This window comes from Flavobacterium omnivorum (assembly GCF_900099915.1).
Lineage (GTDB): Bacteria > Bacteroidota > Bacteroidia > Flavobacteriales > Flavobacteriaceae > Flavobacterium > Flavobacterium omnivorum.
The window spans coordinates 19,621-42,526 of record NZ_FNDB01000017.1 but is presented as its reverse complement, the minus strand read 5'-3'; the positions used below and the strand labels follow the sequence as shown (position 1 = coordinate 42,526).

Here is a 22,906-nt window from a genome sequence, read left to right as displayed (position 1 = left end):
AATTTAAAGATTGATATACAGATTCACAAAATACGTTCGGCCGTATCCGTAGAAGTATTTGGGACCAAAAGAAGGCGTACCGCTAGAAACATCCTGGTTTCTTTCTCTGAAATTTGCATTTCGAGCTTGCTCGTAACCGCCTGTTTTATAAGTAACATCGAGCAGATTATTGATGCTGGCAAAAACTCCAACATTCTTCCCATAGATTCTCCACGATTTTCCGCCCACAACATTAAGCAACAAGGTGGGGTCAAATTTTTCTTGTTGAAGCAGTTGTGCTGCTCGTTCCTCTGTCGCCTCCGGAAAGTTAAAACCACTGGCAGGATTTTTATAAAATATTTCGGTTCTGGAAATGGGCGAAATATCGATGTAACTATTGGTCAGGTAATTGATGTTAGCGCTAATCCACCAATACTTAGGGTCTCGGTATTCCACTCCTACGGAATAGGCTCTTTGCGGCATTCCAGCTTGCTTGTACTTTTTGAGTGCCGCGGTTCCAAAATCAAAAACCGGACTCGTATTGTCCACTGAAGCTTGCGCATCATTAATCAACGTCACTTTTGGATTACTGTCATACGTATATTCGCCAAATGCAGCTGAAAAAGTGGTTTTAAACGTTTGACTTAGTTGGTATTCCAAACTGAATTCTGCTCCGATATTCTTTTTATTCAATTGCGTTAAAGTCTGACTTACAAAAGCATCGGTATTCAAATAACCTGCGCCATCATCAAAAATTCCTTCGGCGTAATAAAAGGAAATCTGAGTGGCATTTTTAAGTAAAGCATAATAGGCGGTTAATCGGGCTTTCAATTTTGGAGATCGGTACACATAACTAGCATCCAAACTACTATTATTTTCGCTTTCGAGCCCGTCAACAATTGAATTATTTACTCTTGAATTTGCAAAAGTATTGCGTAATGACGGTGCTTTCGTCAAATGAGCTGCATTGAAAGTTACCAATTGTTTACCCGAAATTTTTAGATTCAATCCGGCTTTGAAGCCAAAGTTTTCAAATGTCACTTTCTCACTTTTCCCGAAGGAATTGCTGGGATAGATACCGTTTTTATACAAACCTTCTCTTTGATAGCTACTCTTTGAAAAATTTTGAGCCAAATAAAAATCTACCTTACTGTAGGTAAACTTAAACTGGGTAAAAGCATCTAAAGTATTGGCATAAAAATTATACTTGTATCCATATGTATCACCAACCACTACTTGGCGGTCTGGATTATTTAAATCAGATTGAGACTGATTTCCGCCATAAAATGCATCAATATCTTCAAAATAAGAGCCGCCTAGCAAGTCTAAAAGCTGCTGAGAATGCTGTGATTGTACTTTTTTAAAAGACGCTCCTGCATTGAGAGCGATATGTTCCGATAAGTACACACTTAAATTTGTGGTGGCCACCGCCGTTTCATCTTCAACTTGATCTTCATACAAAACGTACTTGCTTTTTGTAGGTTCGTAGCCTGTAATTATGCCATTGGAATCAAAAACAGGATTTTGATTGGCCTCATACAATGCCTTCCAGTCAATTTGTGGATGGGCTAGAAATGCAGCTTTGCTTTTCTCTGCATTTTCATAATCCGGAGTAAATGCTCCCGAAAATTCTCCGTTATCCGGTGCATAAAGCGAGCTGTAATAACTGGGCATCTTTCTGTAATACGTAGGATCCGGACTATTAGCATTTTGATAATCGATGTTGCTGTTGGCAATTGTTCCAAATTGATACATCAGACTCGAATTCAAATTGGCTTTATCGTTGATTTTAAAATAATGATTCAACATTATCGTAGGTTCCTCTATCGTTTTTATACGGGCATTTCTCTTTTCACCATCCTGAAAACCCCAATAGGAATTGTATTTTACATTGGTCAATTGTGTTACTTCGGCTGTGTTTGGTGAGTTTTTAGCTCTGGAATTGGGTGTGTACAGTGCGGTTAGATTCAAGGAATGTTGTTCGCTTACTTTTTTTTCGAGACTTATAAAAACAGAATTCGCATCATAATTAGTTCCTTCAAAATAACCTTCTTTCGCCCAGCGCTTTCCTGCTGAGATTACAAAAGCCCATCCTCTTGCGTTCATCCCGGAAGCATGTGTTGCCATAGTACGCCAACTGTAATTGGTATTGGTACCTGAAAATGAGATTCGGGAACCCGGCCTGTAAATAGAAGCTCGTGTATTGATTTCCTGCGTTCCTAAAATGCCACCAAAGGTATAATCCGATGGCGCAGTTCCCAAAGTGAATTCCTGATTGCGAAGCGCATCATTCAATCCGCCCCATTCGCCCCATTGTGGTCTTCCGTCATAAATTTTGTTCATGGAAACGCCATTAATCATCATTGTGGAATGTTCGCTGTCTAATCCCCGCACTCTAAAACGAGCTTGTCCCCAGTTGAAAGCAGCGGCTTGCAAGAAAGCATCCCGGGACGATTGCAGAAGACCAGAAGTACTTTCGGAACTGCTGTTATCCTCGCCAAAGTCACTTTCGATAAGTGTGATAATACTACTTTGTTGCTCAATAGATTGGTCTTCTTCGAGCGCAATCGTTCCTAAATCGAGCCTTTTCCCAGCAGTGATTTCGATAGGATACAGGCCGTCTTGAAATCCTTGACTGTGCACTAGTAACAAGATATTTCCTGCAGGAACAGCATCAAAACTAAAATTACCATCGGCTTTTGTGAGTTGCATTAATGACGAATTTTGAATACTCACAACTACAAATCCCAATGGATTTTGGGTTTTGGAATCCACTACTTTTCCAAAAATTCCAGTGTTATTTTGTGCATTAATACCTCCAAGTTGAAAGACAAGAAAGAAAACAATGTAAAATTTATTCATGTATTCAACAGATGAGGGGTTATATTTAGTAAAATTGACAGTAATAAAAACTTTGCTTTCCTTCTCTTATGCAAGAAGTTCAACCCTTAAGTGCATCCTTAAAGATTGAACTAAAAGCATAAAGAAGGGTATCCAATAAAGGATAGCAACTTTAAATAACTAAAAGTGAATTTTGGAAAAGTGGTATAAACCCTAAATAAGATGCTGCTGCAAAAAGTGGTATTTACTATTCAGCATTCAATTGTACTAACGCATGAAAGAATTCTAATGTTAAATATAAACAAAAAATACTAACCTATTGATTTTCAAGTAAATTATTTTTACGACAGAACTTTTAGCACCTATTTTTGGAAAAAGTTCTTAGCAAAACAAACGAACTGTATAGCCGCGATGGTAGCAAGTATCCTTTTTTATAAACGCTTGGAGAATTGAACTTCTTGAAAACAACACAAAATGCGTTTAAAAAAAGATACTGCGAACAGCGGGACATCACGATCTTATAAAAAATACTGTTGCTGCTCCTGAAAAAAATATTACGCTATTGCTTTGATACGTGATACCATGATGGCAATAAATATCCCAAAAACGCCAATAAAGGCAAACGAAAAACGCAAACTCGACAGCTCCGCAATATATCCAATAATAGGTGGCCCCATCAAAAAACCTAGAAAACTAACGCTGGAAACGGTCGTTAGCGCCACACTAGGAGAAACATTTGGATTTTTTCCAGCCACACTGTATACGGTGGGTACAATTGTAGAAACACCCAACCCAACCAACATAAAACCGATGGTTGCGGGAATGACAAACGGGAAAAATACGGCGGTAAATAGTCCTGCCGAAATCATAATTCCACTGATTTGCAAGACCGTTTTTCGACCAAATTTACCAATCAGACCGTCTCCTAAGAAGCGTCCGCCTGCCATCATAATCATAAAAGAAGTGTAACCCAAAATCACTAATGGTCCTGGGGCTTTGATGACGTCCTTGAAATAAACGCCACTCCAATCAAACATGACTCCTTCACTTGCCATGCAACAAAACCCAATTACGCCCAACCAAAGCAGCGCACTATCTGGTTTTGAGAATAACTTTTTCTTTTCGGTTTGCTTGATTTCTTTGGCTTTGATTAAAAATTTGTAGTTGAAAGCCATCATCAAAAATACGATTCCGGCCACAATGAGAAAGTGTTTATAAGGCGAGAGTTCAAAAGCTAACATGCCCAATCCCACGAGTGCTCCCATAAATCCGGCAAAACTCCACATCCCATGAAAGGAGGACATGATAGTTTTTTTGAACAGTACTTCAGTATAAACACCTTGCGTGTTGACGGCAATATTAGATAGATTCCCAAAGATTCCAAAGACGAATAAGCCTAATGACAGTTGCCAAGCCGCTGCAGCCAAACCTAAATTTGTCATGCTAAAAACGTACAATAAAAGAGAAAATATCAAGATGCGGTGGCTGCCAAAACGGGTTACCAATTTCCCAGAAAAAGGCATAATTACTAATTGTCCTAATGGTAAAGCGAATAAAATACTTCCTAAATCGCCTTCGCTTAAATGCAAGGTCGTTTTAATATCTGGGATTCGGCTGGCCCAAGTGGCAAAACACAAACCCATCCCAAAATAAAACATCGAAACCGCCCAACGGATTCGGTTCAAATAGGAAATCTTCGCATCCTTATATGATTTCTTTAACTTGGCTTTTGTTCGTAACCTTCCTAAAAAGTTTAAATCTATCAAAGTGATTTATTTTAGCATTTAAAGCGTCAAAATTACAAAAAGCAATCGTTGTTTGTGTCAAAGCAACACATTTAAGGAAAAATACAACGTTATTGTTTATAAAAAGTAAATACCGCGAATTCGCTAATTTTTAAAAAAGTATAGAAATTAGCGAATTCGCGGTATATTTTATAGGTCAATTACCATTTTCTGAGCACTGCTTTGGATTGCAGCTTCAATAATTTGCATTACATGCCCACCATCTTGAGCCGATACTGGTTCTATAGCGTCATTTATTATCGAATGATAAACCCCATCAAAAAAATCATAATAATTCCCTTGAAGTGTGGGGATAATTTCCTGAACAATTTCTCCATTAATTTCAGTGTGCAACAATCCTCGTTTTTCGATGGACTCCGTTCCCCACATTTCTAAATTTGGTTTATTTCCTAATTTCAATTCGTCTTCCTGTACATCACCACGTGGTTTTAGGAACGAACCCTTCTTGCCATGAATGACATAAGCCGGAATTGCTTCGCGTACAAAAAAACCGGCTTTTAAACGCACTCGAAAACTAGAATAATACAGTAGAATATCTATATAATCATCCACTAACGAATGCTCTCTGGTAATCCGAATATCAGCAAAAACCGATTGCGGTAAACCAAACAAACACAGTGCCTGATCAATTAAATGTGGTCCTAAGTCTTTCAGAATTCCGGCTCCAGAATTTACAGTTTCTTTGTGTTGCTTTGGACTCAAAAGCGGATTGTAGCGATCAAAATGAAATTCGGCTTCCACGATTTCACCTAATACTTTATCCGAAATAATTTTTTGTACTGTTTTAAAATCGCTGTCCCATCTTCTGTTTTGGAACACGGCTAGTTTTACTCCTTTTTCTTTGGCGATAGCCGCTAATTCCTGAGCTTGTGCCACGGTGGTCGTAAATGCTTTTTCGACAATGGCGTGTTTTCCAGCCAAAAGGACTTGTTTTGCATATTCATAATGCGTTTCCACCGGCGTATTTATAATGACTAAATCAACATCATCTTCTAACAATTCTTCTATTGACTCATAGCTTTTCACCTCTGGAAAATCGTGATGAATCAGCTTTTTACTGCGTTCCCAAGCACCAAGAAGCTCAAAGCCTGGATGAAATGCGAGGAATGGAGCGTGAAATACTTTGCCAGACATTCCGTAAGAGAGTAAAGCTGTTTTTATTTTTTGCATTGTTGTATATTTTATACGATTTATTCTGAAAATTGTCATTCCGACGAAGGAGGAATCTACGTTATGTGAGTTACTTGATGAGATTCCTCCTTCGTGTGAATGACAAAAATGATACGTTTATTATTTATTTTTTAGCTCTTTCGTATTGCTTAGGCCAAGCGATTTCTGCTTTTAAATCATGGGCGAATGTCAAACCGAGATATGGATTTCTAAGAGATTCTCTGGCGAATAACACTAAATCTGCTTTTCCTGATGCAATGATTTCTTCCGCTTGAACAGCATCGGTAATAAGACCAACTGCGCCTGTTAGGATTTCGACCTCTTTTTTAATGCTTTTGGCGAAAGGGACTTGGTAATTTGGTCCTAACGGAATTTGTTGATGTGAAACCGCTCCACCCGAGGAAACGTCAATCAAGTCCACCCCTTTTTCTTTTAAAATTTTCGAAAGCTGTATAGACTCGTCGATATTCCAACCACCTTCTGCCCAGTCTGTAGCCGAAATTCTAACCAATAAAGGCAGATTAGCTGGCCATTCTGATTGAACTGCTGCTACAACATCAAGTGTCAAACGGATTCGGTTTTCAAAACATCCACCATATTCATCGGTTCTACAATTAGACAATGGCGATAAAAACTGATGCATCAAATACCCGTGCGCCGCATGAATTTCCATCACCTGAAACCCAGCTTGCACCGCTCTTTTAGTAGCTGACTTAAAATCAGTAATTACTTTTTGAATACCTAATTTATCTAACGCAATTGGCTTTTCTTCGTCTTCGTGATACGCCACAGCACTTGGAGCCACGGTATCCCAACCCCCTTGCGCAATGGGTACTTTCCTACCACCGTTCCATGGTGATGCTGCGCTGGCTTTTCGGCCGGCATGCGCCAATTGGATTCCGGGAACCGAGTTTTGACTGACAATAAATTGATTAATCTGCTGCATTTTTTCGATTTGTTCCTCTTTCCAAAGACCTAAATCTTCTGGTGAAATCCGGCCTTCGGGAGAAACTGACGTGGCTTCTTGAATAATTAATCCTGCGCCACCAGTGGCACGACTACCTAAATGTACGAGATGCCAGTCATTGGCAAAGCCATCTTGGGCCGAATATTGGCACATTGGTGAAATAGCAATTCTATTTTTGAGGGTAATGCTTTGTATTTGAAGAGGAGAAAATAATTTTGAAGACATACAAGTGATTTTAAAGTGACCGAAACGAGAAATATTCGTTTCAAAAAGTAAAGTTACGGGACAGCGGCCAAAAGAGGGATTGAATTTCCAATAATTAACAAACATTTAAACCGGTATGGAACAATAATTGCAAAATAAACAAATAGAAAACCTTACTTTTGTCAGTTATAAAAGAACTTAAATTAAACAATGGACATATTTATAAAGCTTTCTCAATTTTTATTGAGCTTATCATTACTGATTATACTTCACGAATTAGGACATTTCATTCCTGCTAAACTGTTTAAAACCAGAGTCGAAAAATTCTACTTATTTTTTGACGTTAAATATTCCCTTATCAAAAAGAAAATTGGCGAAACCGAATACGGAATTGGTTGGTTGCCTCTTGGTGGTTACGTGAAGATATCTGGAATGATTGACGAAAGTATGGACAAGGAACAAATGGCTTTGCCCCCGCAACCTTGGGAATTTCGATCTAAGCCAGCTTACCAAAGATTAATTATCATGTTAGGTGGCGTAACGGTCAATTTTATCTTGGCTTTCATTATATATATCGGAATGGCATTTGCGTATGGCGATACTTTTATTGCTAATGAAGATTTAAAAGATGGCTTGCTGGTAGAAAACAAGGCGATGCAAAACGTAGGTTTCCAAACTGGAGATCATATTGTTTCTGTAGATGGTGAGAAAATTGTCAAATTTGATAATGATCTGACGATGAAAGTGATCATGGCAAAAGAAGTTCTTATAATAAGAAATGGAGCGGAACAAGCGATTAAAATGCCAATTGATTTTGTAGATCAATTATCAAAATTCGAAAAAGGAACCTTACTGGACATCAGAAGGCCGTTTGTCATTGGTTCGAATAATGACGAATCTACCAATAAAGAATTACAAGCCAAAGACGTTGTAGTTACCCTTAATGGTCAAGCTGCAAAATACATGGACCAGGCAAAAACCATATTAGAAAACAATAAAGGAAAAACCATTCCTGCAACGGTATTGCGCGATCAAAAAGAAGAACAAATACAAGTTACGGTAAACAACGATGGGATGTTAGGAGTTAACCTTGCCGGATTAAGTATTGCTTCCATGGAAAAATTAGGCTACTACAAAGTAAGTAAACAAGAATTCGGTTTCTTAGAATCGATTCCAGTAGGAATCACAAAAGGAAAAGATCAATTAATAGGATACGGCAAGCAGTTAAAAATGATTTTCAGTCCAAGCACTGGCGCTTACAAACAAGTAGGTGGTTTTAAAGCCATATTTGATATTTTTCCTAATACATGGAGTTGGGAAGTATTCTGGAATATCACGGCTTTATTATCAATTATGCTTGGGGTAATGAACTTATTGCCTATTCCAGCACTCGACGGAGGTCATGTGATGTTTTTATTATATGAAATTATCAGCGGTAGAAAACCAAGTGATAAATTCCTAGAGAACGCACAAATGGTTGGTTTCGTATTACTTATAACACTATTACTATTTGCTAACGGAAACGACATTTACAAGGCAATTGTAGGGAAGTAAAAAAAATTAAAAAAAATTTGATTTTTATTTGCACAAACCAAATGATAGCCTATCTTTGCACCGCTTTAGAGATGTAACGAAGGTTAGTTTTTATCGCTCAGTTTCCTTCTTAGCTCAGTTGGTTAGAGCATCTGACTGTTAATCAGAGGGTCCTTGGTTCGAGCCCAAGAGAGGGAGCTTTTTAAAAAGACTTTACAGCAATGTAAGGTCTTTTTTGTTTTAAGGCTTTAGTGAAAGCAGGGCTTCACGATGGTTTAGTAGAGAAAGGAGAATTTTTGACTTCTGCCAACTTGCCAACTTATTTTGCAAAAAAAGGCAACATATTAGGCATCATCTCTTTTTCTAAAAGGCATCACTTTTTTTATCGTAACCAATTGCATGTCTGACTAAAACAAAAAGTTATGACAACAGACAATTTCAAAATTCTATTTATTGAAGGAAAGAATAGAAAAAACAAGAAGAATCAATCTCCATTATTTTGCCGACTAACCCTAAATGGGAACAGAAAACAGCTCAGCACAGGTATTAATATTGAGTCCGAGCATTGGGATACCAAAAACCAAGTAATTCTAAAATCCCACAAATCTGCAATTCTATACAACTCTCAATTGGATAAGATAAAATCAAAGATCAATAGCATCTACATGATTTTAAGATTACAGGAAAGCCCTTTTTCTGTTGAGGACATTCACGATAAATACTTAGGAAAAGAACTAAAGAAAAGTGAATTTATTCTATCCTATTACAAACAGTATCTCTCCAAAATCGAAAAACTAGTAGGACTAGAAATCAAAGACAATACCTATAACAAGTTCGTTTATGTAGGCAATCATTTAGAGGCTTTCCTAAAATGGAAATATAAAAAAACAGATTGCCCCCTAAAAGAACTAAGTCTACAGTTTCTAAGTGATTTTGACTACTATTTAAAAACAGAAAAGAAGCAAGAACAAATTACTATCAACAAAACCATTCAAAGGCTAAGAACGCCAATAAAACAGGCTATTTCAGAAGGCTATTTGGATAGAGATCCATTTATACTTCACAAGTCTAAAACAGTCCGTAAAACGGTTATATTCCTTACTACAGAAGAACTCAAAACCCTTGAAGAAGCAGTATTGCAACAAAAAAGATTAAGCACAATTCAAGACTTATTCATATTCTGTTGTTATACAGGACTAGCCTATAATGAAATGGCAAATCTTGAAAAGAAGAACATCCAAATAGGTTTTGACAACATTAACTGGATTCAGATGAAGAGAGAGAAAACACAGCGTCAAATCTCAATTCCAATTCTACCAAAGGCTCAAGAAATTATTGAGAAATACTCAACTGATAGTAACCGCATATTCCCATCAATAAGCAATCAAAAATTCAATTCATATTTAAAAGAGATTGCAGATGTAACTGGAATTGAAAAACGTCTTACGCACCACATTGCTAGGAAAACATTTGCCTCTACAGTTTTACTTTATAATGATGTTCCAATGGAAATAGTATCAGAACTTCTAGGACATTCAAACATGGTTATTACACAGGAAAGTTACGGTAAGGTAGTGCAGAAGAAAGTTAGTGAGGCAATAAAAAACCTTGCTGTAAAATTAAAATAAGATATTATCCTGATTTAGCACGAGTTATTGTTGGTCAGGATATTTTCTATTAAAAAAACTATCTATTCATTTGAAAAGTTCTATCACATCAACTTCTAAAGCTTTGGAAACTATTTCAAGGGTTGAAAGAGTTGCATTAGCCCTTCCCGTTTCTAATCTGGACATATTACTCTTCTCAAAGTTACACTTCGCAGCCAAATCTTGTTGAGATATATTTTTCTCAATTCTGATTTCCTGAATACGCTTGCCAACCTTTATTTGTAAAGAATTTCTTAAATCTTAATTATCTTTTATGATAAGTCAAAATTTGTTCTATATTTGATTAATGTGGTTATCCTAAAAGATAACCGTGTTTTATTTTTATTGAATGTGGAAAACCGTAAAGAAACATTTTTAAAAGCATATAGCTTTACGCCAAATTAAAGGTTTCATTTATTTGCCTAATTTTTCATTCAATTTGATAAAAAGTGTTAAAAAAAGTGTTAAAAAAAGTGTTAATATTGAGTTTAATAGAATTACCCCAAATAGAAAAATAAGATTAAACATTTTGACTATGAAAACAATACTGCATTTAATCTTTTTTATTTTAATATCAAATGTGATTTATAGCCAATCCTACCTAGGAAAAATCACAAAACAGGTAAACTTCAGAGAAGGATCCAATTCAAATGATAATATCATCAGCTCTTTAAAATCCCAAACACAAATCTTTATTATTTCTCTTGAAACAGAAAATGATTACTATAATATCATAGATATAGCAACTGACAAAGAAGGATATGTGCATAAATCATATGTAAAAGTTGGCAAAGTGGTTAACAAAAGTAATGGCAGTTTCATTTCAGCTTCAGGAAATTCAGCAAGCTATGATGCTGAGGCCACAATATTTAACAATACCAGTATTACGATGACTTTAAAATTAAATTCCGAAGTATATCGGTTTTCACCAAAAGAAATTAAAAACATTACATTAAATCCTGGTGATTATGATTTTAGAGCCTCTGCGCCTGGTGTTGTGCCAAATGTTGGTGTAAAGAATTTTGAAAATAATCGCACATATACTTGGCAGTTTTATATAGTAACAAGTAGAAGATAATATGGCAAAAATACAATATACCAGCTACAATTTTAACATACCATCTGCTTTGGCAGAAATGGATTATAAAACCTTGAAAGAACTTCTAAATGCGAATCCCAAATTAAATATAAACCCCACTTCAAGTTTTATTGAAACATTTAATACCGAATTAAAGTTTCTTGGGATTGGAATTATGTGTGGCGCAGTAGCTTCTTTTGACATTGCAGAATGGATTAATTGGGTCTTTGGAATTCCCGCTTTTATTATTGGAAGTACTTTTATCTTTAATTTACTACCAACATTTTTCTCATACTTTGGTTATCTATCTGAAAAGTCGAGCTATTATTCTAAATTAAAAAAAGACATTATTAAGTCGCAAACATATATTGATTTTAATAACCTTAGAGAGAAAAGAAGATGGAATTAGTTTTAAATAACCCATATAGAATAATTGGAATATTAGTTGGTACTTCAACAAAGGAAGAACATACAAAGACGCAAAAACTAAAAATGTATATTGATGCAGGAGCAGATGTTCCCGAAGATTTTAGCTTTCCTTTGATTGGCTCCTTAAATCGAAGTATTGACAGAGTTAATGATGCCAGTTCAAAATTAAATTTGGATAATGATCGTGTTAATGCTGCTTTATTCTGGTTTTATAAAGGTAATGAAGTAACTGATGAAATTGCTTTTGATTTTATAAAAGAAAATAACCATCAAAATGCCATAGAAACTTGGAAAAAACGAATTGGGACCTCAGAAATCAACCTTAGTAACAGTTCTGCATATCATAACCTCTCAGTACTATTGTTTTGTAATTCTTTTAATGGGGCGAACATTAATTCAATCTTATTTGAACAAGGCCTTGATTTAAAATTAAAATTTTTGGAAAGCGACTATATTAAAGATTTTAAAACTTTGGCAGCAGATGTTACTTTTAAAACAACCAAAAAAGAACTTCAGATTCAATTTTTGAATCAAGTGAAATCGGAAATAGATAATCACGATGGGATTTCTTCTGATAAATTCATTGAAATACTAAGTAAACAAGATTTTACTGCTAAGACAGATTACTTGAATGAATTTATTCAGAAACCTATTGAAGAAATTGAGAAAAAAATTGAAGAAACAAGAAAGAAACAAAAAGAAAATAATGCTAAAGCAGGCGATTTTGGGGAAAAGTTATATAATTACACCAAAAAAGATTTAGCATTAATTAAATCTATATTAGGAACGTCAAGCATTAAATTTATTTCCATATCTGACAAAGTAGCAAATGAAATTTTGCAATGCAGTATTACAATGTTCAATCATTTCTATGAAACGGAAACTGAAGTTGGTGAAATAGCTTTAGATCTCAATAAAAAAGCAATATCTATTGTGCTTGGGAGTGTTGTAAAAGAAAGAATTAATGAAAGTACACCATTAGTTGAAGAATATATAAATGGTAGAGCTGATAGAGAAAAATTTAAAAAAATATCATTTGATTTTAAAAGACTGGAAGATATTATTGAAGCTAATGAAACTAAAAGTGATACTATCTTAAACGGATCAATACTTTTATCCACGACTAAACCACATTTAGACAAAATTAAATCAATTTTAGGAAGTTCGGATAAATTATATTTAGGACTAAGTTCCCGCATTGCTTCCAATGCACAAGCAATGTGCGTTTCAGAAATGAACAAACTTCAAGACCGATTAAATAGTTCCTATGATAATGCTACCAAAAAAGCCATAATTAGTCAGTTAAAAACTAAAGTTAATGAAGCTTGGAATGTTTCTTTAATAATTGGAAATATGGATTTGAATCAAAATTTTAGAAATCAATATAACAATAATAAAACAGCGTTGTCAAGTATAAAATCTCAATTGGCAAATACGGGTGGTAGTAGCGGTTGTTATATTGCAACTATGGCTTATGGTGATTATGAACATCCACAAGTATTGATCTTGAGACAATTCAGAGATGATGTTTTAGATAAATCTGCATTTGGTAGATGGTTCATTAAAACTTATTACCACTATTCACCAAAACTGGTTGAAAAACTAAAAGAAAAAAAGGAAATTAATAATGCTATACGCATAATTCTAAATCAATTTATAAAACTTATTAAATAATGAAAAAACTAACCATTGTATTACTTCTGTTTTCTATTCTTGGAACTTTTGCTCAAAGTATAACTAAAGAAGAATTTGAAAAAAAGATTATTCCTTTAAACGAAAAAATTCGCATTCTTCAATCTGAAAACAACAAACTCAAAAGTGATATTGTAAAAATCAATTCAAAAGTTTCGAATGCTTTTACAAATATTGATAATTTACAAAAGCAATCCGACTCAATCAGTAATTCAATAGTACAAACTAAAAGCAATTTGATTTCTAAAATTGAAACTTCTGAATCAAAATCAAACCAAAAAATATCGGCAGTTGGTATATCTTTAAACAAAAATTCGTTCTACGGGATAATTGCAGTATTAATAGCGATTCTACTATCGGCTCTTTTTTTCTGGCTTATTAACAAACGTCAGAAAATTGACAAGTTAAATCTAGTTGACCAATTAAACAACACAAAATCTTCTATTGAAGAAAGTTTAGTCAAAGAGTTTGGAAAACAAACAGAGTTAATGGAAACACAATTACATTTAATTGAGCAACAAAAAACAACTGTTCAGAACTCTCCAAATCTAGAACCTGACCACTCTTTAGCCCTTAAACTATCTAGCCAGATAAATGTAATGGAAAACAATTTAAATAGAATGGATCAAAGTGTTAAAGGAATAAAAAATTTAAGAAATTCTATTTCAAATCTTAAAGACAACCTTTCGGCCAATGGTTATGAAATGCCCGTACTATTAGGTAAGCAATTTCATCAAGGTATGAAGGTAATAGTAACCAGTTCCATTCCAGATGAAAACCTTGAAAAGGATTCAGAAATCATCACTAAAGTTCTAATCCCACAAGTAAATTACAATGATAAAATGATTCAAACAGCACAGATAGAAGTTTCTGTTGGCTATTAATAACAAAAAATAATTAACAAAAATGAGAAATAAAATTGATTACGGCATTGACCTAGGAACAACAAATTCTGCAATTGCAAGAATGGAGAATGGAATTCCTACTATTAAAAAGTCTGGCACTTTAAAAGATACTTTTCCATCTTGTATTAACTTTAATAAAAAGCAAGATGTTATCGTAGGAGATGCTGCCTATAATACTATGAAAAATGATAACGCAAGAGCTTTGAAAACTTTTGAAAATGGCCAAACTAATACATTTTTCGAGTTCAAGAGAACAATGGGAACTACTCATACCTATGAAAGCTCTAATATGGGAAAAAGTTTTTCGTCAGAAGAATTATCTGCTGAAATATTAAAAACACTAAAATCAGTTATAAAAGATGAAAATATTTCATCCATTGTAATAACCGTTCCCGCAAAATTTCTTAATCCCCAAAATGAGGCGACAATAAAAGCAGCTAAACTACTAGGCTTTAAACACATAGAGCTTTTACAAGAACCTGTAGCTGCTGCTACTGCTTATGGTTTAGATTCAAAAAGCAAAGATGGATTTTGGTTAGTATTTGATTTTGGAGGTGGGACATTTGATGCTGCATTAATAAAAGCAGAAGAAGGTATTTTATCCGTTAAAGATACAGGTGGGGATGCCTGGCTTGGAGGTAAAAATTTAGATGAAGCAATTGTTGATCAAATCATTATTCCAAACTTGCAACAAAATTTTGCGATAGAAAGTGTTTTGAAAGACACAGATAAAAAAGAAATTCTAAGAAATGCTGTAAAATTTTATGCAGAAGAAGCTAAAATCCAATTATCTTTTAAGGATTCACACAATGTTTTATCAAATTTAGGAGACCTTCCTTTTGAGGATGATAATGGGGATGAACCTGAAATCGATGTCTTAGTTACTCAAAAGGATATGGAAAATGTTTTGGGCCCTATTTTCCAAAAAGCAATTGATATTACAAAAGATTTATTAAAAAGGAATAATTTAAAAGGTTCAGATCTTGGAGCATTAATTCTTGTTGGTGGCCCTACCTATTCGCCAATTTTGAGAAGAATGCTAAAAGAACAAATAACTGACAAAGTAGACACTACTGTTGATCCAATGACTGTTGTAGCTAAAGGCGCTGCATTATTTGCATCCACCATTTCAGTTTCAGAAGAAGTAAAAGAAGGAACAAGAGATAAAACTAAACTTCAATTAGATCTTAAATATGAAGCCACTTCAGTTGAAGTAGATGTAATGATAAATTTGAAAGTATTAAAAGAAAAAACAACAGGAACTTTTCCTGAAAAAATATTTGCAGATATAATTAGATCTGACGAAGCCTGGTCAAGTGGAAAAAAGCTCATAAGTGAAAAAGCTTCTTTAATAGATTTAGTTTTAGCAGAAGGTAGGTCAAATTCATTCGAAATTCAAGTTTATGATGAACAAGGTAACAAATTAGAATGTCAACCAAACCAATTTAGCATACTTCAAGGAATTGGTGGGTTGGAAGGTATGCAAGTACTACCCTATCATATTGGAATTGGAAGACACTATCGGTCAGAAAAAAAAGATTTATTTTTTCCAATTAAAGGATTAGAAAAAACTAAAAGGGTCCCAGCTATAGGGGTGGAAAATGGTCTAAAAACAAGAAGTGCAATTAGACCAGGAATGATTAGTGACATTATACGAATTCCTATATATCAAGGGGATTATGATGCGGAAGGAACAAATCCATTATTAAATAATTTAATAAATGAAGTTGTCATCACTGGAGAAAATTTACCTGCTTTTCTGCCAGAAGGTAGTGATGTTGATATAACCATAAAAGTAGATAAATCACAGATAATGCAGTTCAGTGCTTATTTCCCTTTATTAAACTACACCGAAGAACTTGAACTTGAAATAAAACCAACAGAATCTCCTGAAAAAGAATTTTTAGCTCAAGCAATTACAAATGCAAAAAAAACTGCTAGTAAAGTAAGTGCAAATGAAATAAAGGATGTGTTAGTAAATTTAGAGGAGCAATTAGAAAGAGAAGGCGGAAGTCCTGACGGTAGAATGAAAATCCAAAATGATTTGCGAAAAGAATTGTTGAAATTGGACAGTGCTGAAAAAGAAACCGAATGGCCAAAAGTGCAACAAGAATTAAAAGACTCTTTTTACGAATTTGAAAACTTAATTAAGAAAATAAAAGAAAACAGCGACGGGGAAGATTTAAATTTAAATCAGTTAGAAAATCATATAAAGGAATATAAATCAACTATTGAGCAAATTATTAAAGATAAAAATATAAAAACGGCAAAAGAACTTACTGATGAAATTGATTCTTTAGATACTGAAATAAGAAATGAGGTATCAGGTGGTGCTATGGACGTTAATAAAATTAAATACCACGATAGAGAATTTAACACACTAAAATGGAAGGATAAAACTAAAGCTAGACAATTAATAAATCAAGGACTTCAATTAATAGCAGATGGAAGAACCAAAGACCTAAGACCTATTTTACACCAAATATGGGATTTGAGAATTGATGCTGAAGGTCCAACAGAAACTCCAGAATAGTAATACAAATAGTATGGATATTTTAAAGCAAAGTATATTACCAAAGAATTTTTCTGTAAATGGAAAGTATAATGTATTGTTTTTCATTAAGAAAGGTAATAATGCGGAAACGTATAGAGTAAAAGGAAATGATGGTAAACTTTATTTATTAAAACTCTTTAATTATGCTAAACTGCAACGTTCTGCATTTGATGTTGAAAATAACTTATTTGAAATAGAATTTATAAAATCATTTAAACATCCAAATATTGTTGCATACAAAGACGATGGAGAATTAATTTATGAAGGTAAGAAATTTAGCTTCTTGGTGCTTAATTTCATTGCAGGGGAAACATTGTCTGACCGCATATCTAGAGATCCCATTTCTACTATCTATGATGTGAAGCAAATTATTACAGGAATTTTAAATGGATTAAATTATTTACACAATTTACCTGAGCCAATAATTCATAATGAAATTACGACTCAAAATATAATGCTTGACTTATCACAAGAAATTCCTCAACCCATAATAATTGATTTTGGATTTGCTCGCTCATTTCATCAATCTACAAAAACTTTTGACAAAGAAGGATTAAATTTGAACTATGTCGCTTCTGAATGTTTCAACAATCTGTATTCTCCGCAATCAGATCTATTTTCAGTTGGAGCTGTAATGTATCATATGCTTTTTGGTATGGCGCCTTGGTTTAAAGATATTTCAAAGTATAAGGCAGACAGAGTAAAAATGGAAGAAGTTATAGTAGAAGAACGTAAGAAACCTCTAAAACTTCCAAATATTGAAAGTGATATAGTCGACTTTGATGAATCTATCCTAAAAATCATTAAAAAAGCATTGCAACAAGATCCAGAAAATCGTTTTCAATCAGCCAATGAGTTTATTCAGGCTATTAATGGCGAAATAGAAATAAAAGAAAGTTCTGAAAAAAAATTAAATAAGGAAGTAGAAAAGTCTAAATCAACATTAGTTAAAAAGGGTAAGGGTTTTAGTGCAATTGCGGGAATGTCAAATCTAAAACAGCAATTGCAAAACGATGTGATCAATGTTATTGAAAACCCTGAGGAATATAAAAAACATAATTTAGGATTACCCAACGGAATGCTGTTGTATGGCCCTCCTGGTTGTGGTAAAACTTTTTTTGCGGAACGATTTGCTGAAGAAGCAGGTTACAATTTTATAAAAGTTGTTTCCTCAGACCTTGCAAGTATTTACGTTCACGGCTCTCAAGAAAAAATTGGAAAACTATTTAAGGAAGCAAGAGAACAAGCTCCAACAATTTTATATTTTGACGAATTAGATGCAATGGTTCCCAGCCGAGAAATTGTAAACAATCAAAGCCAAAGCGGAGAAGTTAACGAGTTTCTTTCTCAGTTAGATAATATTGGGGAATCAGGTGTATTTGTTATAGGTTCTACTAATAAGCCTAATACTATTGATAAAGCAGCTTTAAGAGCTGGTCGTTTAGAAAAGTGGTTCTATATTCCTCCTCCTGATTTTGAAGCTAGAAAAGCAATGTTTGAATTGTATTTAAAAGATAGACCACTTGATTTTGGTATTGATTACACAATATTGTCAAATCTTACAGAAAACTATGTTTCAAGTGATATTAAACTTTTAATTGACGAGGCATCACGTAAAACAATTAGGGATAAATCAAAACGTATTTCGATGGAAATAATGACATTTATTATCAATAATCAAAAACCCACAGTAGAACTTTCCGAATTGAAAAAATATGAGGCGATAAGACGAAAAATTGAAGAGAAAGTTGGAGAAGATAATTCTGATGCAAGAACAAAAATTGGTTTTTAAATAAATATTAATCGAAATGAAAACAAATTAATATTAGATTTTAAAGCGACAAAAAGCGGCAAAATCAGAGTTTGTTTTTGATAGAAACAGGATTGTCAGTTGGAAAAATTATTAAAACATTAGTGCAACCCAATAAAAAAATAAAAATGGAAACGATAACATTTGACAAATTACTTTTAAAAACAGCATTCTGCTGTATGGCTTCTGACGGTAAAATAGTTCCAAAAGAAGTTAAAAAAATCAAAGAATTGTGTGCGGAATCATCTTTATTTATTGATTTTGATTTCGGTAAAGAAATCAATATTCTCAGAACAAAAATAAACGAACGCGGTACAGAATTTATTAAATATTATTTTGATTTATTAAACAATACTGAATTATCAGAAGACGAAGAATTAAGTATAATCGACTTTGCAATAAAAACTATTAATGCTGATGAAGTTATTGAATATTCCGAAATAAAATTTTTCAAGGCAATGCGTAAGTGCCTTAATATTACTGATGAAATCATTTTATCTATATATCCTGATTTAGAATTTTATTTAGAAGAAGATATTCATACAGGAAGTAAATTAGATAAATTAATAAATAACTATTTAGGTTCCGTTGAATTACCTCAGTTTGAACATATCAAATTAGATATTTAAGAAAATGAATAACTCTTTTATTAAGATAGGTTTAGCAATATTATTGTTGTTGTGCCTTATTAATATGCCATATGGTTATTACCAATTTGTTCGATTTATTTCGATGTGTGGCTTTGCATATTTGGCTTATTCTTCCAATGAAGTCAACAAGAAGAACGAAGCATTTGTTTATATAGGATTAGCAATTTTATTTCAACCATTTTTTAAAATTGCTTTAGGTAGAACAATCTGGAATGTTGTTGATTTGATAGTTGGAATTGGTTTAATCATATCTTTAGTTTTAAATCGTAAGCAAAAAACAAACTGATTTACATACAGTAGTAATAGAAACATCTAAATATCTTTTTTACATCAATTTATAGCACAAGATTATGGGACAAATATTAAATGCTAACTGTAGAAATTGCAATTTTGAAACAGATTTTAATTATGGTGGAGGACGGTTTAATTATCATGAAAACTGCCCTGTTCCTGCTATAAACAAAGAAACTGGATACTTTGAAAATGTAAACTACATTACAGAGAAAAATAATCCACTCTATCTATTTTATACTGATAAGCAATTAAAGGGTGACAATGGCAACAATAATGTCTACCAAAATTTTACTTTAGAACTAAATCAAACCAATAATTTATGCCCAAATTGTAAGCAGTATTCTTTTGACTTTGCAATTAACATGTTCTATTAGTCAAGAACTACTAAATTACCATTAAATTAATCCAAGAGCAACTATAACGGTTGCTCTTTTGCTTTAATAAGCTCAAAATCTTCACAAAATTTTTTTTCCAAATTTTTTTTCAAAGCATGTGTAACTTAAGTAAGAGTCATACCCCGACTTCCATTATGTTTTGGGAATATACGCGCCCTAAAACACGTTGGAATTAGATTCATCACTCCACCTTGTTCAAACTTTGCGGGTTTCCCGATATTGTCTAATCTTATAAATTATTAAAACTATGGTTACAATTGTAGATTACAAGTCTATTGAAAAAGAAGACGGAGAAAGCTTCTTAGTATTGGTATTACAAGGCGGAATTGAACCTGTTAAAAGCCAAGCAACTGGAAAGGTCTATTTTACAGCTAGAACTGCAAATGTTCCAGCAACATTTGATGAAATAACTTGTAGAAGTCTAGTTGGTTCTCAATTTGAAGGAATTATTAGAAAAGTTAAAAGTGAGCCTTATCAATACACGATTAAGGAAACTGGCGAGATTGTTAAACTAGATTATCGTTATGAGTATGTAATAGATACTGACGAAATAATCAAAGATCAAGTCATTGAAGAAGAGTTTGTCGCTTAAACATTATTGAAAAACACAGATAAAGGTCTCCCTAATACGGAGACTTTTTTTGTTTAACACAATGTGGATTCACAAGCCTACCTATTAAAAACATTTAAATTTTAAAATTATGAAATTATGAAATTACAAAAGGCAGAACGCCATCAAGTTAAATTACGCATCGGACTTTCAGGACCTAGTGGATTTGGTAAAACCTATTCCGCATTATTATTAGCCTACGGGATAACAAACGATTGGAACAAAATTGCGTTGATCGATACAGAAAACAAATCCGCAAGTCTTTATTCCCATCTAGGAGATTTTAACGTGCTATCACTCGAAGAACCATTCAGCCCAGAACGCTATATAAAGGCTATTAAGCTATGTGAGGAATCAGACATAGAAATTATCATTATTGATTCTATCAGTCATGAGTGGCAAGGAAAATCAGGTTGTTTGGAGATTCACGAACAATTAGGCGGAAGATTCCAAGATTGGGCAAAAGTGACTCCTCGTCATAATTCTTTTATAGATGCAATCATTCAATCAAAGTGTCACGTTATCACAACTACGAGAAGCAAGGTTGATTACAGTCTCGATAAGGATAGTAATGGTAAAACGAAAGTGATGAAATTGGGTGTAAAGGAAATTACGCGCGAAGGTTACCTCTATGAATTGACAACTCATTTTGAGCTTTTAAATGATAATCATCTCGTGTCAGCATCTAAAGATAGAACTGGCTTGTTTATGGGAAAACCTGAATTTATAATCAACTCATCGACTGGTAAAAAACTGATCGACTGATGCAATCAAGGCATATCGATTGATAGAATAAAAGAAGAAATCAATGCATGTGAAACACCTGATGCATTAAAACAAGTTTATGGGAAATACCCAAATCTAAGTACAGAGCTATATCCTGTAGTGATGGCTAGAAAAGAAGTGCTTGATAATCTTTCAGCACAATTAATCTACGAAGAAGAAATTATTCAAAACTTAAATCCTCAAGAAAATGAATTTAGTATTAAATAATCAGGAACATCAAATTATTGATGAAACGGAAGTAATTGTATTTCCTAAACGTAATTTTATTGAAGGAAATTCCACGGAAGTTTCGTTGAATCATCTAAAAAATGAATGTACCGTTCCCGTTTGGGGAAAGGACAATGAAATTACAATAAGTCACAGTCAATTTATCGAAAGCACTAAAGAAGTTGTGGAAGACATATTGAGTTACAAAGGCATTTTAAAGCCCGATATAAGGGTTTCTCACGTCTTGAAAGGCAGAATTCCAACAGCCATTGGAAAGCCTGCAAAAGACCTCCTAGAGCATGAAAAAACCATTTATTACGAGCGAATGGCATTCATTATTGAAGTGCCTGAAATTAGTGAAGTTATCAATGGAAACAAACTCAATCTAACCATTGGCGGAGTTAGAAGTTACAACCAAGAAAATCTCTTCAGTAAAAAATCTATGGAGAAATTTAAGGTGTTTGTAGGATTTCAAAATACTGTTTGTACTAACCTTTGTATTTCTACCGATGGACTCAAAGAAGATCTTCGTGTCAGTTCAATTATGGAATTAAAATCCAAGATTTATGAACTGATTAATAATTACAAAAAAAAAGAGCATTTGATTAATATGGAACGAATGTTTAGGTACTCCTTAACTGAAATTCAATTTGCACACCTTATCGGTAAGATGAAACTATTTCCTTATTTAAGTAAAGAAGAGAAACAGAACCTATTCCCGTTAGCTATGAACGATACTCAACTGAATATTGTTATCAGAGATTATCATATCGATAAACACTTTTCTAAATCAGAGAATAATACAATTAGCTTTTGGAATCTGTACAACCTGTTCACTGAAGCCAACAAGAGTACCTACATTGATAGTAATCTCGAAAGGAGTTCGAATGTTTATGCATATGTGAACTACCTATTAAATGCCATTGAAAAGGAGGAATCAAACTATTTCATACATTAATATAATATAGCATTTTTTGTGATAATTGGTAACAAGCTTACCCTCTAAAATACAATAATATATTCCATAAAAATGACAAAAAAAGAGTTGGCAGAGCTATTAATGTATAGTTCTCCACGAGAAATCTATGTAATTACGTATTATAATGTACTAAAACGGTTGTTTTGTCCTTTTCGAGTAAGAGTTTTACAAGAAATTGGAGCGTTAAAGAAAGGGCAAATTGTTTTAGTGCAAGAAATAAAGGTTACGTACGAGTTAAAAACGGTGTATATCATCGATAATCAAGCATTTTACTATCATCATTTTGATATTATCATGTAAAAAGCAAAGCTGTTATGCTGTATTTTGTATAAAAACCACTTTTGAGACTTTTGAGACGGTTTCAGCTTTATC

The 22,906-nt window shown here is 33.5% G+C and carries 20 protein-coding genes and 1 tRNA gene; 16 read left to right on the top strand and 5 right to left on the bottom strand.

Annotated elements, in window-relative coordinates; translation table 11 throughout:
• Positions 1–3: 3 nt before the first annotated feature.
• From BLS90_RS13605 to BLS90_RS13590, 4 genes are all read right to left on the bottom strand, one after another.
• The gene (locus tag BLS90_RS13605; protein ID WP_091258574.1) at positions 4–2,841 is read right to left on the bottom strand and encodes a carboxypeptidase-like regulatory domain-containing protein; all 2,838 of its coding nucleotides are present in this window, start codon (positions 2,839–2,841) and stop codon (positions 4–6) included.
• Positions 2,842–3,374: 533 nt separating this feature from the next.
• A complete protein-coding gene (locus tag BLS90_RS13600; protein WP_091258573.1) occupies positions 3,375–4,586 on the bottom strand; it encodes an MFS transporter in 1,212 nt (403 codons plus the stop codon).
• A 168-nt stretch (positions 4,587–4,754) separates the two neighbouring features.
• Positions 4,755–5,795, bottom strand: a complete 1,041-nt coding sequence (locus BLS90_RS13595; RefSeq protein WP_091258572.1) for a Gfo/Idh/MocA family oxidoreductase — start codon at positions 5,793–5,795, stop codon at positions 4,755–4,757.
• A 124-nt stretch (positions 5,796–5,919) separates the two neighbouring features.
• Positions 5,920–6,987: an NADH:flavin oxidoreductase/NADH oxidase gene (locus tag BLS90_RS13590; RefSeq protein ID WP_091258653.1), complete on the bottom strand. Its 1,068-nt coding sequence runs from the start codon at positions 6,985–6,987 to the stop codon at positions 5,920–5,922.
• Between the two features lie 189 nt (positions 6,988–7,176).
• On the opposite strand from BLS90_RS13590, the gene rseP reads away from it, so the two are divergent.
• The 3 genes from rseP to BLS90_RS13575 all read left to right on the top strand — a co-directional run bounded on the left by rseP (position 7,177) and on the right by BLS90_RS13575 (position 10,127).
• On the top strand, positions 7,177–8,520 hold the full coding sequence (rseP, locus tag BLS90_RS13585) for an RIP metalloprotease RseP (protein WP_091258571.1): 1,344 nt from the start codon (positions 7,177–7,179) through the stop codon (positions 8,518–8,520).
• 103 nt (positions 8,521–8,623) lie between these two features.
• Positions 8,624–8,697 (top strand) — tRNA-Asn (locus tag BLS90_RS13580).
• Between the two features lie 224 nt (positions 8,698–8,921).
• Complete coding sequence (locus BLS90_RS13575; protein WP_091258570.1) at positions 8,922–10,127, top strand: site-specific integrase; 1,206 nt, start codon at positions 8,922–8,924, stop codon at positions 10,125–10,127.
• 66 nt (positions 10,128–10,193) lie between these two features.
• Here the strand turns inward: BLS90_RS13575 and BLS90_RS13570 are convergent, their stop codons facing one another.
• A complete protein-coding gene (locus BLS90_RS13570) occupies positions 10,194–10,367 on the bottom strand; it encodes a helix-turn-helix domain-containing protein (protein WP_262488580.1) in 174 nt (57 codons plus the stop codon).
• A 313-nt stretch (positions 10,368–10,680) separates the two neighbouring features.
• Here BLS90_RS13570 and BLS90_RS13565 point away from each other — a divergent pair, with 313 nt between their 5' ends.
• The 13 genes from BLS90_RS13565 to BLS90_RS13505 all read left to right on the top strand — a co-directional run bounded on the left by BLS90_RS13565 (position 10,681) and on the right by BLS90_RS13505 (position 22,834).
• A complete protein-coding gene (locus BLS90_RS13565) occupies positions 10,681–11,223 on the top strand; it encodes an SH3 domain-containing protein (RefSeq protein WP_139171432.1) in 543 nt (180 codons plus the stop codon).
• Position 11,224: 1 nt separating this feature from the next.
• Positions 11,225–11,632, top strand: coding sequence for a hypothetical protein (locus tag BLS90_RS13560; RefSeq protein ID WP_091258564.1), 408 nt, complete (start codon positions 11,225–11,227; stop codon positions 11,630–11,632).
• Positions 11,623–13,326, top strand: a complete 1,704-nt coding sequence (locus BLS90_RS13555) for a CFI-box-CTERM domain-containing protein (protein WP_091258562.1) — start codon at positions 11,623–11,625, stop codon at positions 13,324–13,326. Before BLS90_RS13560 ends, BLS90_RS13555 begins: the two co-directional genes overlap by 10 nt.
• Entirely contained in the window at positions 13,326–14,228 is a 903-nt protein-coding gene (locus BLS90_RS13550) for a restriction endonuclease subunit S domain-containing protein (RefSeq protein WP_091258561.1), read from the top strand. The genes BLS90_RS13555 and BLS90_RS13550 overlap by 1 nt, the downstream gene beginning before the upstream one ends.
• Positions 14,229–14,250: 22 nt before the next feature.
• Positions 14,251–16,782, top strand: coding sequence for an Hsp70 family protein (locus BLS90_RS13545; protein WP_091258558.1), 2,532 nt, complete (start codon positions 14,251–14,253; stop codon positions 16,780–16,782).
• Positions 16,783–16,795: 13 nt separating this feature from the next.
• The gene (locus tag BLS90_RS13540) at positions 16,796–18,595 is read left to right on the top strand and encodes a protein kinase domain-containing protein (RefSeq protein WP_091258650.1); all 1,800 of its coding nucleotides are present in this window, start codon (positions 16,796–16,798) and stop codon (positions 18,593–18,595) included.
• 77 nt (positions 18,596–18,672) lie between these two features.
• On the top strand, positions 18,673–19,242 hold the full coding sequence (locus BLS90_RS13535; protein WP_220083880.1) for a tellurite resistance TerB family protein: 570 nt from the start codon (positions 18,673–18,675) through the stop codon (positions 19,240–19,242).
• 4 nt (positions 19,243–19,246) lie between these two features.
• Complete coding sequence (locus BLS90_RS17160) at positions 19,247–19,549, top strand: DUF6804 family protein (protein ID WP_091258556.1); 303 nt, start codon at positions 19,247–19,249, stop codon at positions 19,547–19,549.
• A 64-nt stretch (positions 19,550–19,613) separates the two neighbouring features.
• Positions 19,614–19,931, top strand: a complete 318-nt coding sequence (locus BLS90_RS13525) for a hypothetical protein (RefSeq protein WP_091258554.1) — start codon at positions 19,614–19,616, stop codon at positions 19,929–19,931.
• Between the two features lie 268 nt (positions 19,932–20,199).
• Positions 20,200–20,544 carry a hypothetical protein gene (locus tag BLS90_RS13520; RefSeq protein WP_091258552.1) on the top strand — a complete coding sequence of 115 codons (345 nt, stop codon included), beginning with the start codon at positions 20,200–20,202 and terminating at the stop codon, positions 20,542–20,544.
• Between the two features lie 117 nt (positions 20,545–20,661).
• Positions 20,662–21,327 (top strand): AAA family ATPase, encoded by a 666-nt coding sequence (locus BLS90_RS13515; protein ID WP_245705115.1) that lies wholly within the window; start codon positions 20,662–20,664, stop codon positions 21,325–21,327.
• 208 nt (positions 21,328–21,535) lie between these two features.
• A complete protein-coding gene (locus BLS90_RS13510) occupies positions 21,536–22,513 on the top strand; it encodes a DUF3871 family protein (protein WP_091258550.1) in 978 nt (325 codons plus the stop codon).
• Positions 22,514–22,585: 72 nt separating this feature from the next.
• Positions 22,586–22,834 (top strand): hypothetical protein, encoded by a 249-nt coding sequence (locus tag BLS90_RS13505; RefSeq protein WP_175455488.1) that lies wholly within the window; start codon positions 22,586–22,588, stop codon positions 22,832–22,834.
• Positions 22,835–22,906 lie beyond the last annotated feature (72 nt).

Excerpts from the sequence above, each read along its gene's own strand:
- BLS90_RS13605 (WP_091258574.1), bottom strand. The coding sequence starts at position 2,841 with ATGAATAAATTTTACATTGTTTTCTTTCTTGTCTTTCAACTTGGAGGT.
- BLS90_RS13595 (WP_091258572.1), bottom strand. The coding sequence starts at position 5,795 with ATGCAAAAAATAAAAACAGCTTTACTCTCTTACGGAATGTCTGGCAAA.
- BLS90_RS13590 (WP_091258653.1), bottom strand. The coding sequence starts at position 6,987 with ATGTCTTCAAAATTATTTTCTCCTCTTCAAATACAAAGCATTACCCTC.
- rseP (WP_091258571.1), top strand. The coding sequence starts at position 7,177 with ATGGACATATTTATAAAGCTTTCTCAATTTTTATTGAGCTTATCATTA.
- BLS90_RS13575 (WP_091258570.1), top strand. The coding sequence starts at position 8,922 with ATGACAACAGACAATTTCAAAATTCTATTTATTGAAGGAAAGAATAGA.
- BLS90_RS13565 (WP_139171432.1), top strand. The coding sequence starts at position 10,681 with ATGAAAACAATACTGCATTTAATCTTTTTTATTTTAATATCAAATGTG.
- BLS90_RS13560 (WP_091258564.1), top strand. The coding sequence starts at position 11,225 with ATGGCAAAAATACAATATACCAGCTACAATTTTAACATACCATCTGCT.
- BLS90_RS13555 (WP_091258562.1), top strand. The coding sequence starts at position 11,623 with ATGGAATTAGTTTTAAATAACCCATATAGAATAATTGGAATATTAGTT.
- BLS90_RS13550 (WP_091258561.1), top strand. The coding sequence starts at position 13,326 with ATGAAAAAACTAACCATTGTATTACTTCTGTTTTCTATTCTTGGAACT.
- BLS90_RS13545 (WP_091258558.1), top strand. The coding sequence starts at position 14,251 with ATGAGAAATAAAATTGATTACGGCATTGACCTAGGAACAACAAATTCT.
- BLS90_RS13540 (WP_091258650.1), top strand. The coding sequence starts at position 16,796 with ATGGATATTTTAAAGCAAAGTATATTACCAAAGAATTTTTCTGTAAAT.
- BLS90_RS17160 (WP_091258556.1), top strand. The coding sequence starts at position 19,247 with ATGAATAACTCTTTTATTAAGATAGGTTTAGCAATATTATTGTTGTTG.
- BLS90_RS13525 (WP_091258554.1), top strand. The coding sequence starts at position 19,614 with ATGGGACAAATATTAAATGCTAACTGTAGAAATTGCAATTTTGAAACA.
- BLS90_RS13520 (WP_091258552.1), top strand. The coding sequence starts at position 20,200 with ATGGTTACAATTGTAGATTACAAGTCTATTGAAAAAGAAGACGGAGAA.
- BLS90_RS13515 (WP_245705115.1), top strand. The coding sequence starts at position 20,662 with ATGAAATTACAAAAGGCAGAACGCCATCAAGTTAAATTACGCATCGGA.
- BLS90_RS13510 (WP_091258550.1), top strand. The coding sequence starts at position 21,536 with ATGAATTTAGTATTAAATAATCAGGAACATCAAATTATTGATGAAACG.
- BLS90_RS13505 (WP_175455488.1), top strand. The coding sequence starts at position 22,586 with ATGACAAAAAAAGAGTTGGCAGAGCTATTAATGTATAGTTCTCCACGA.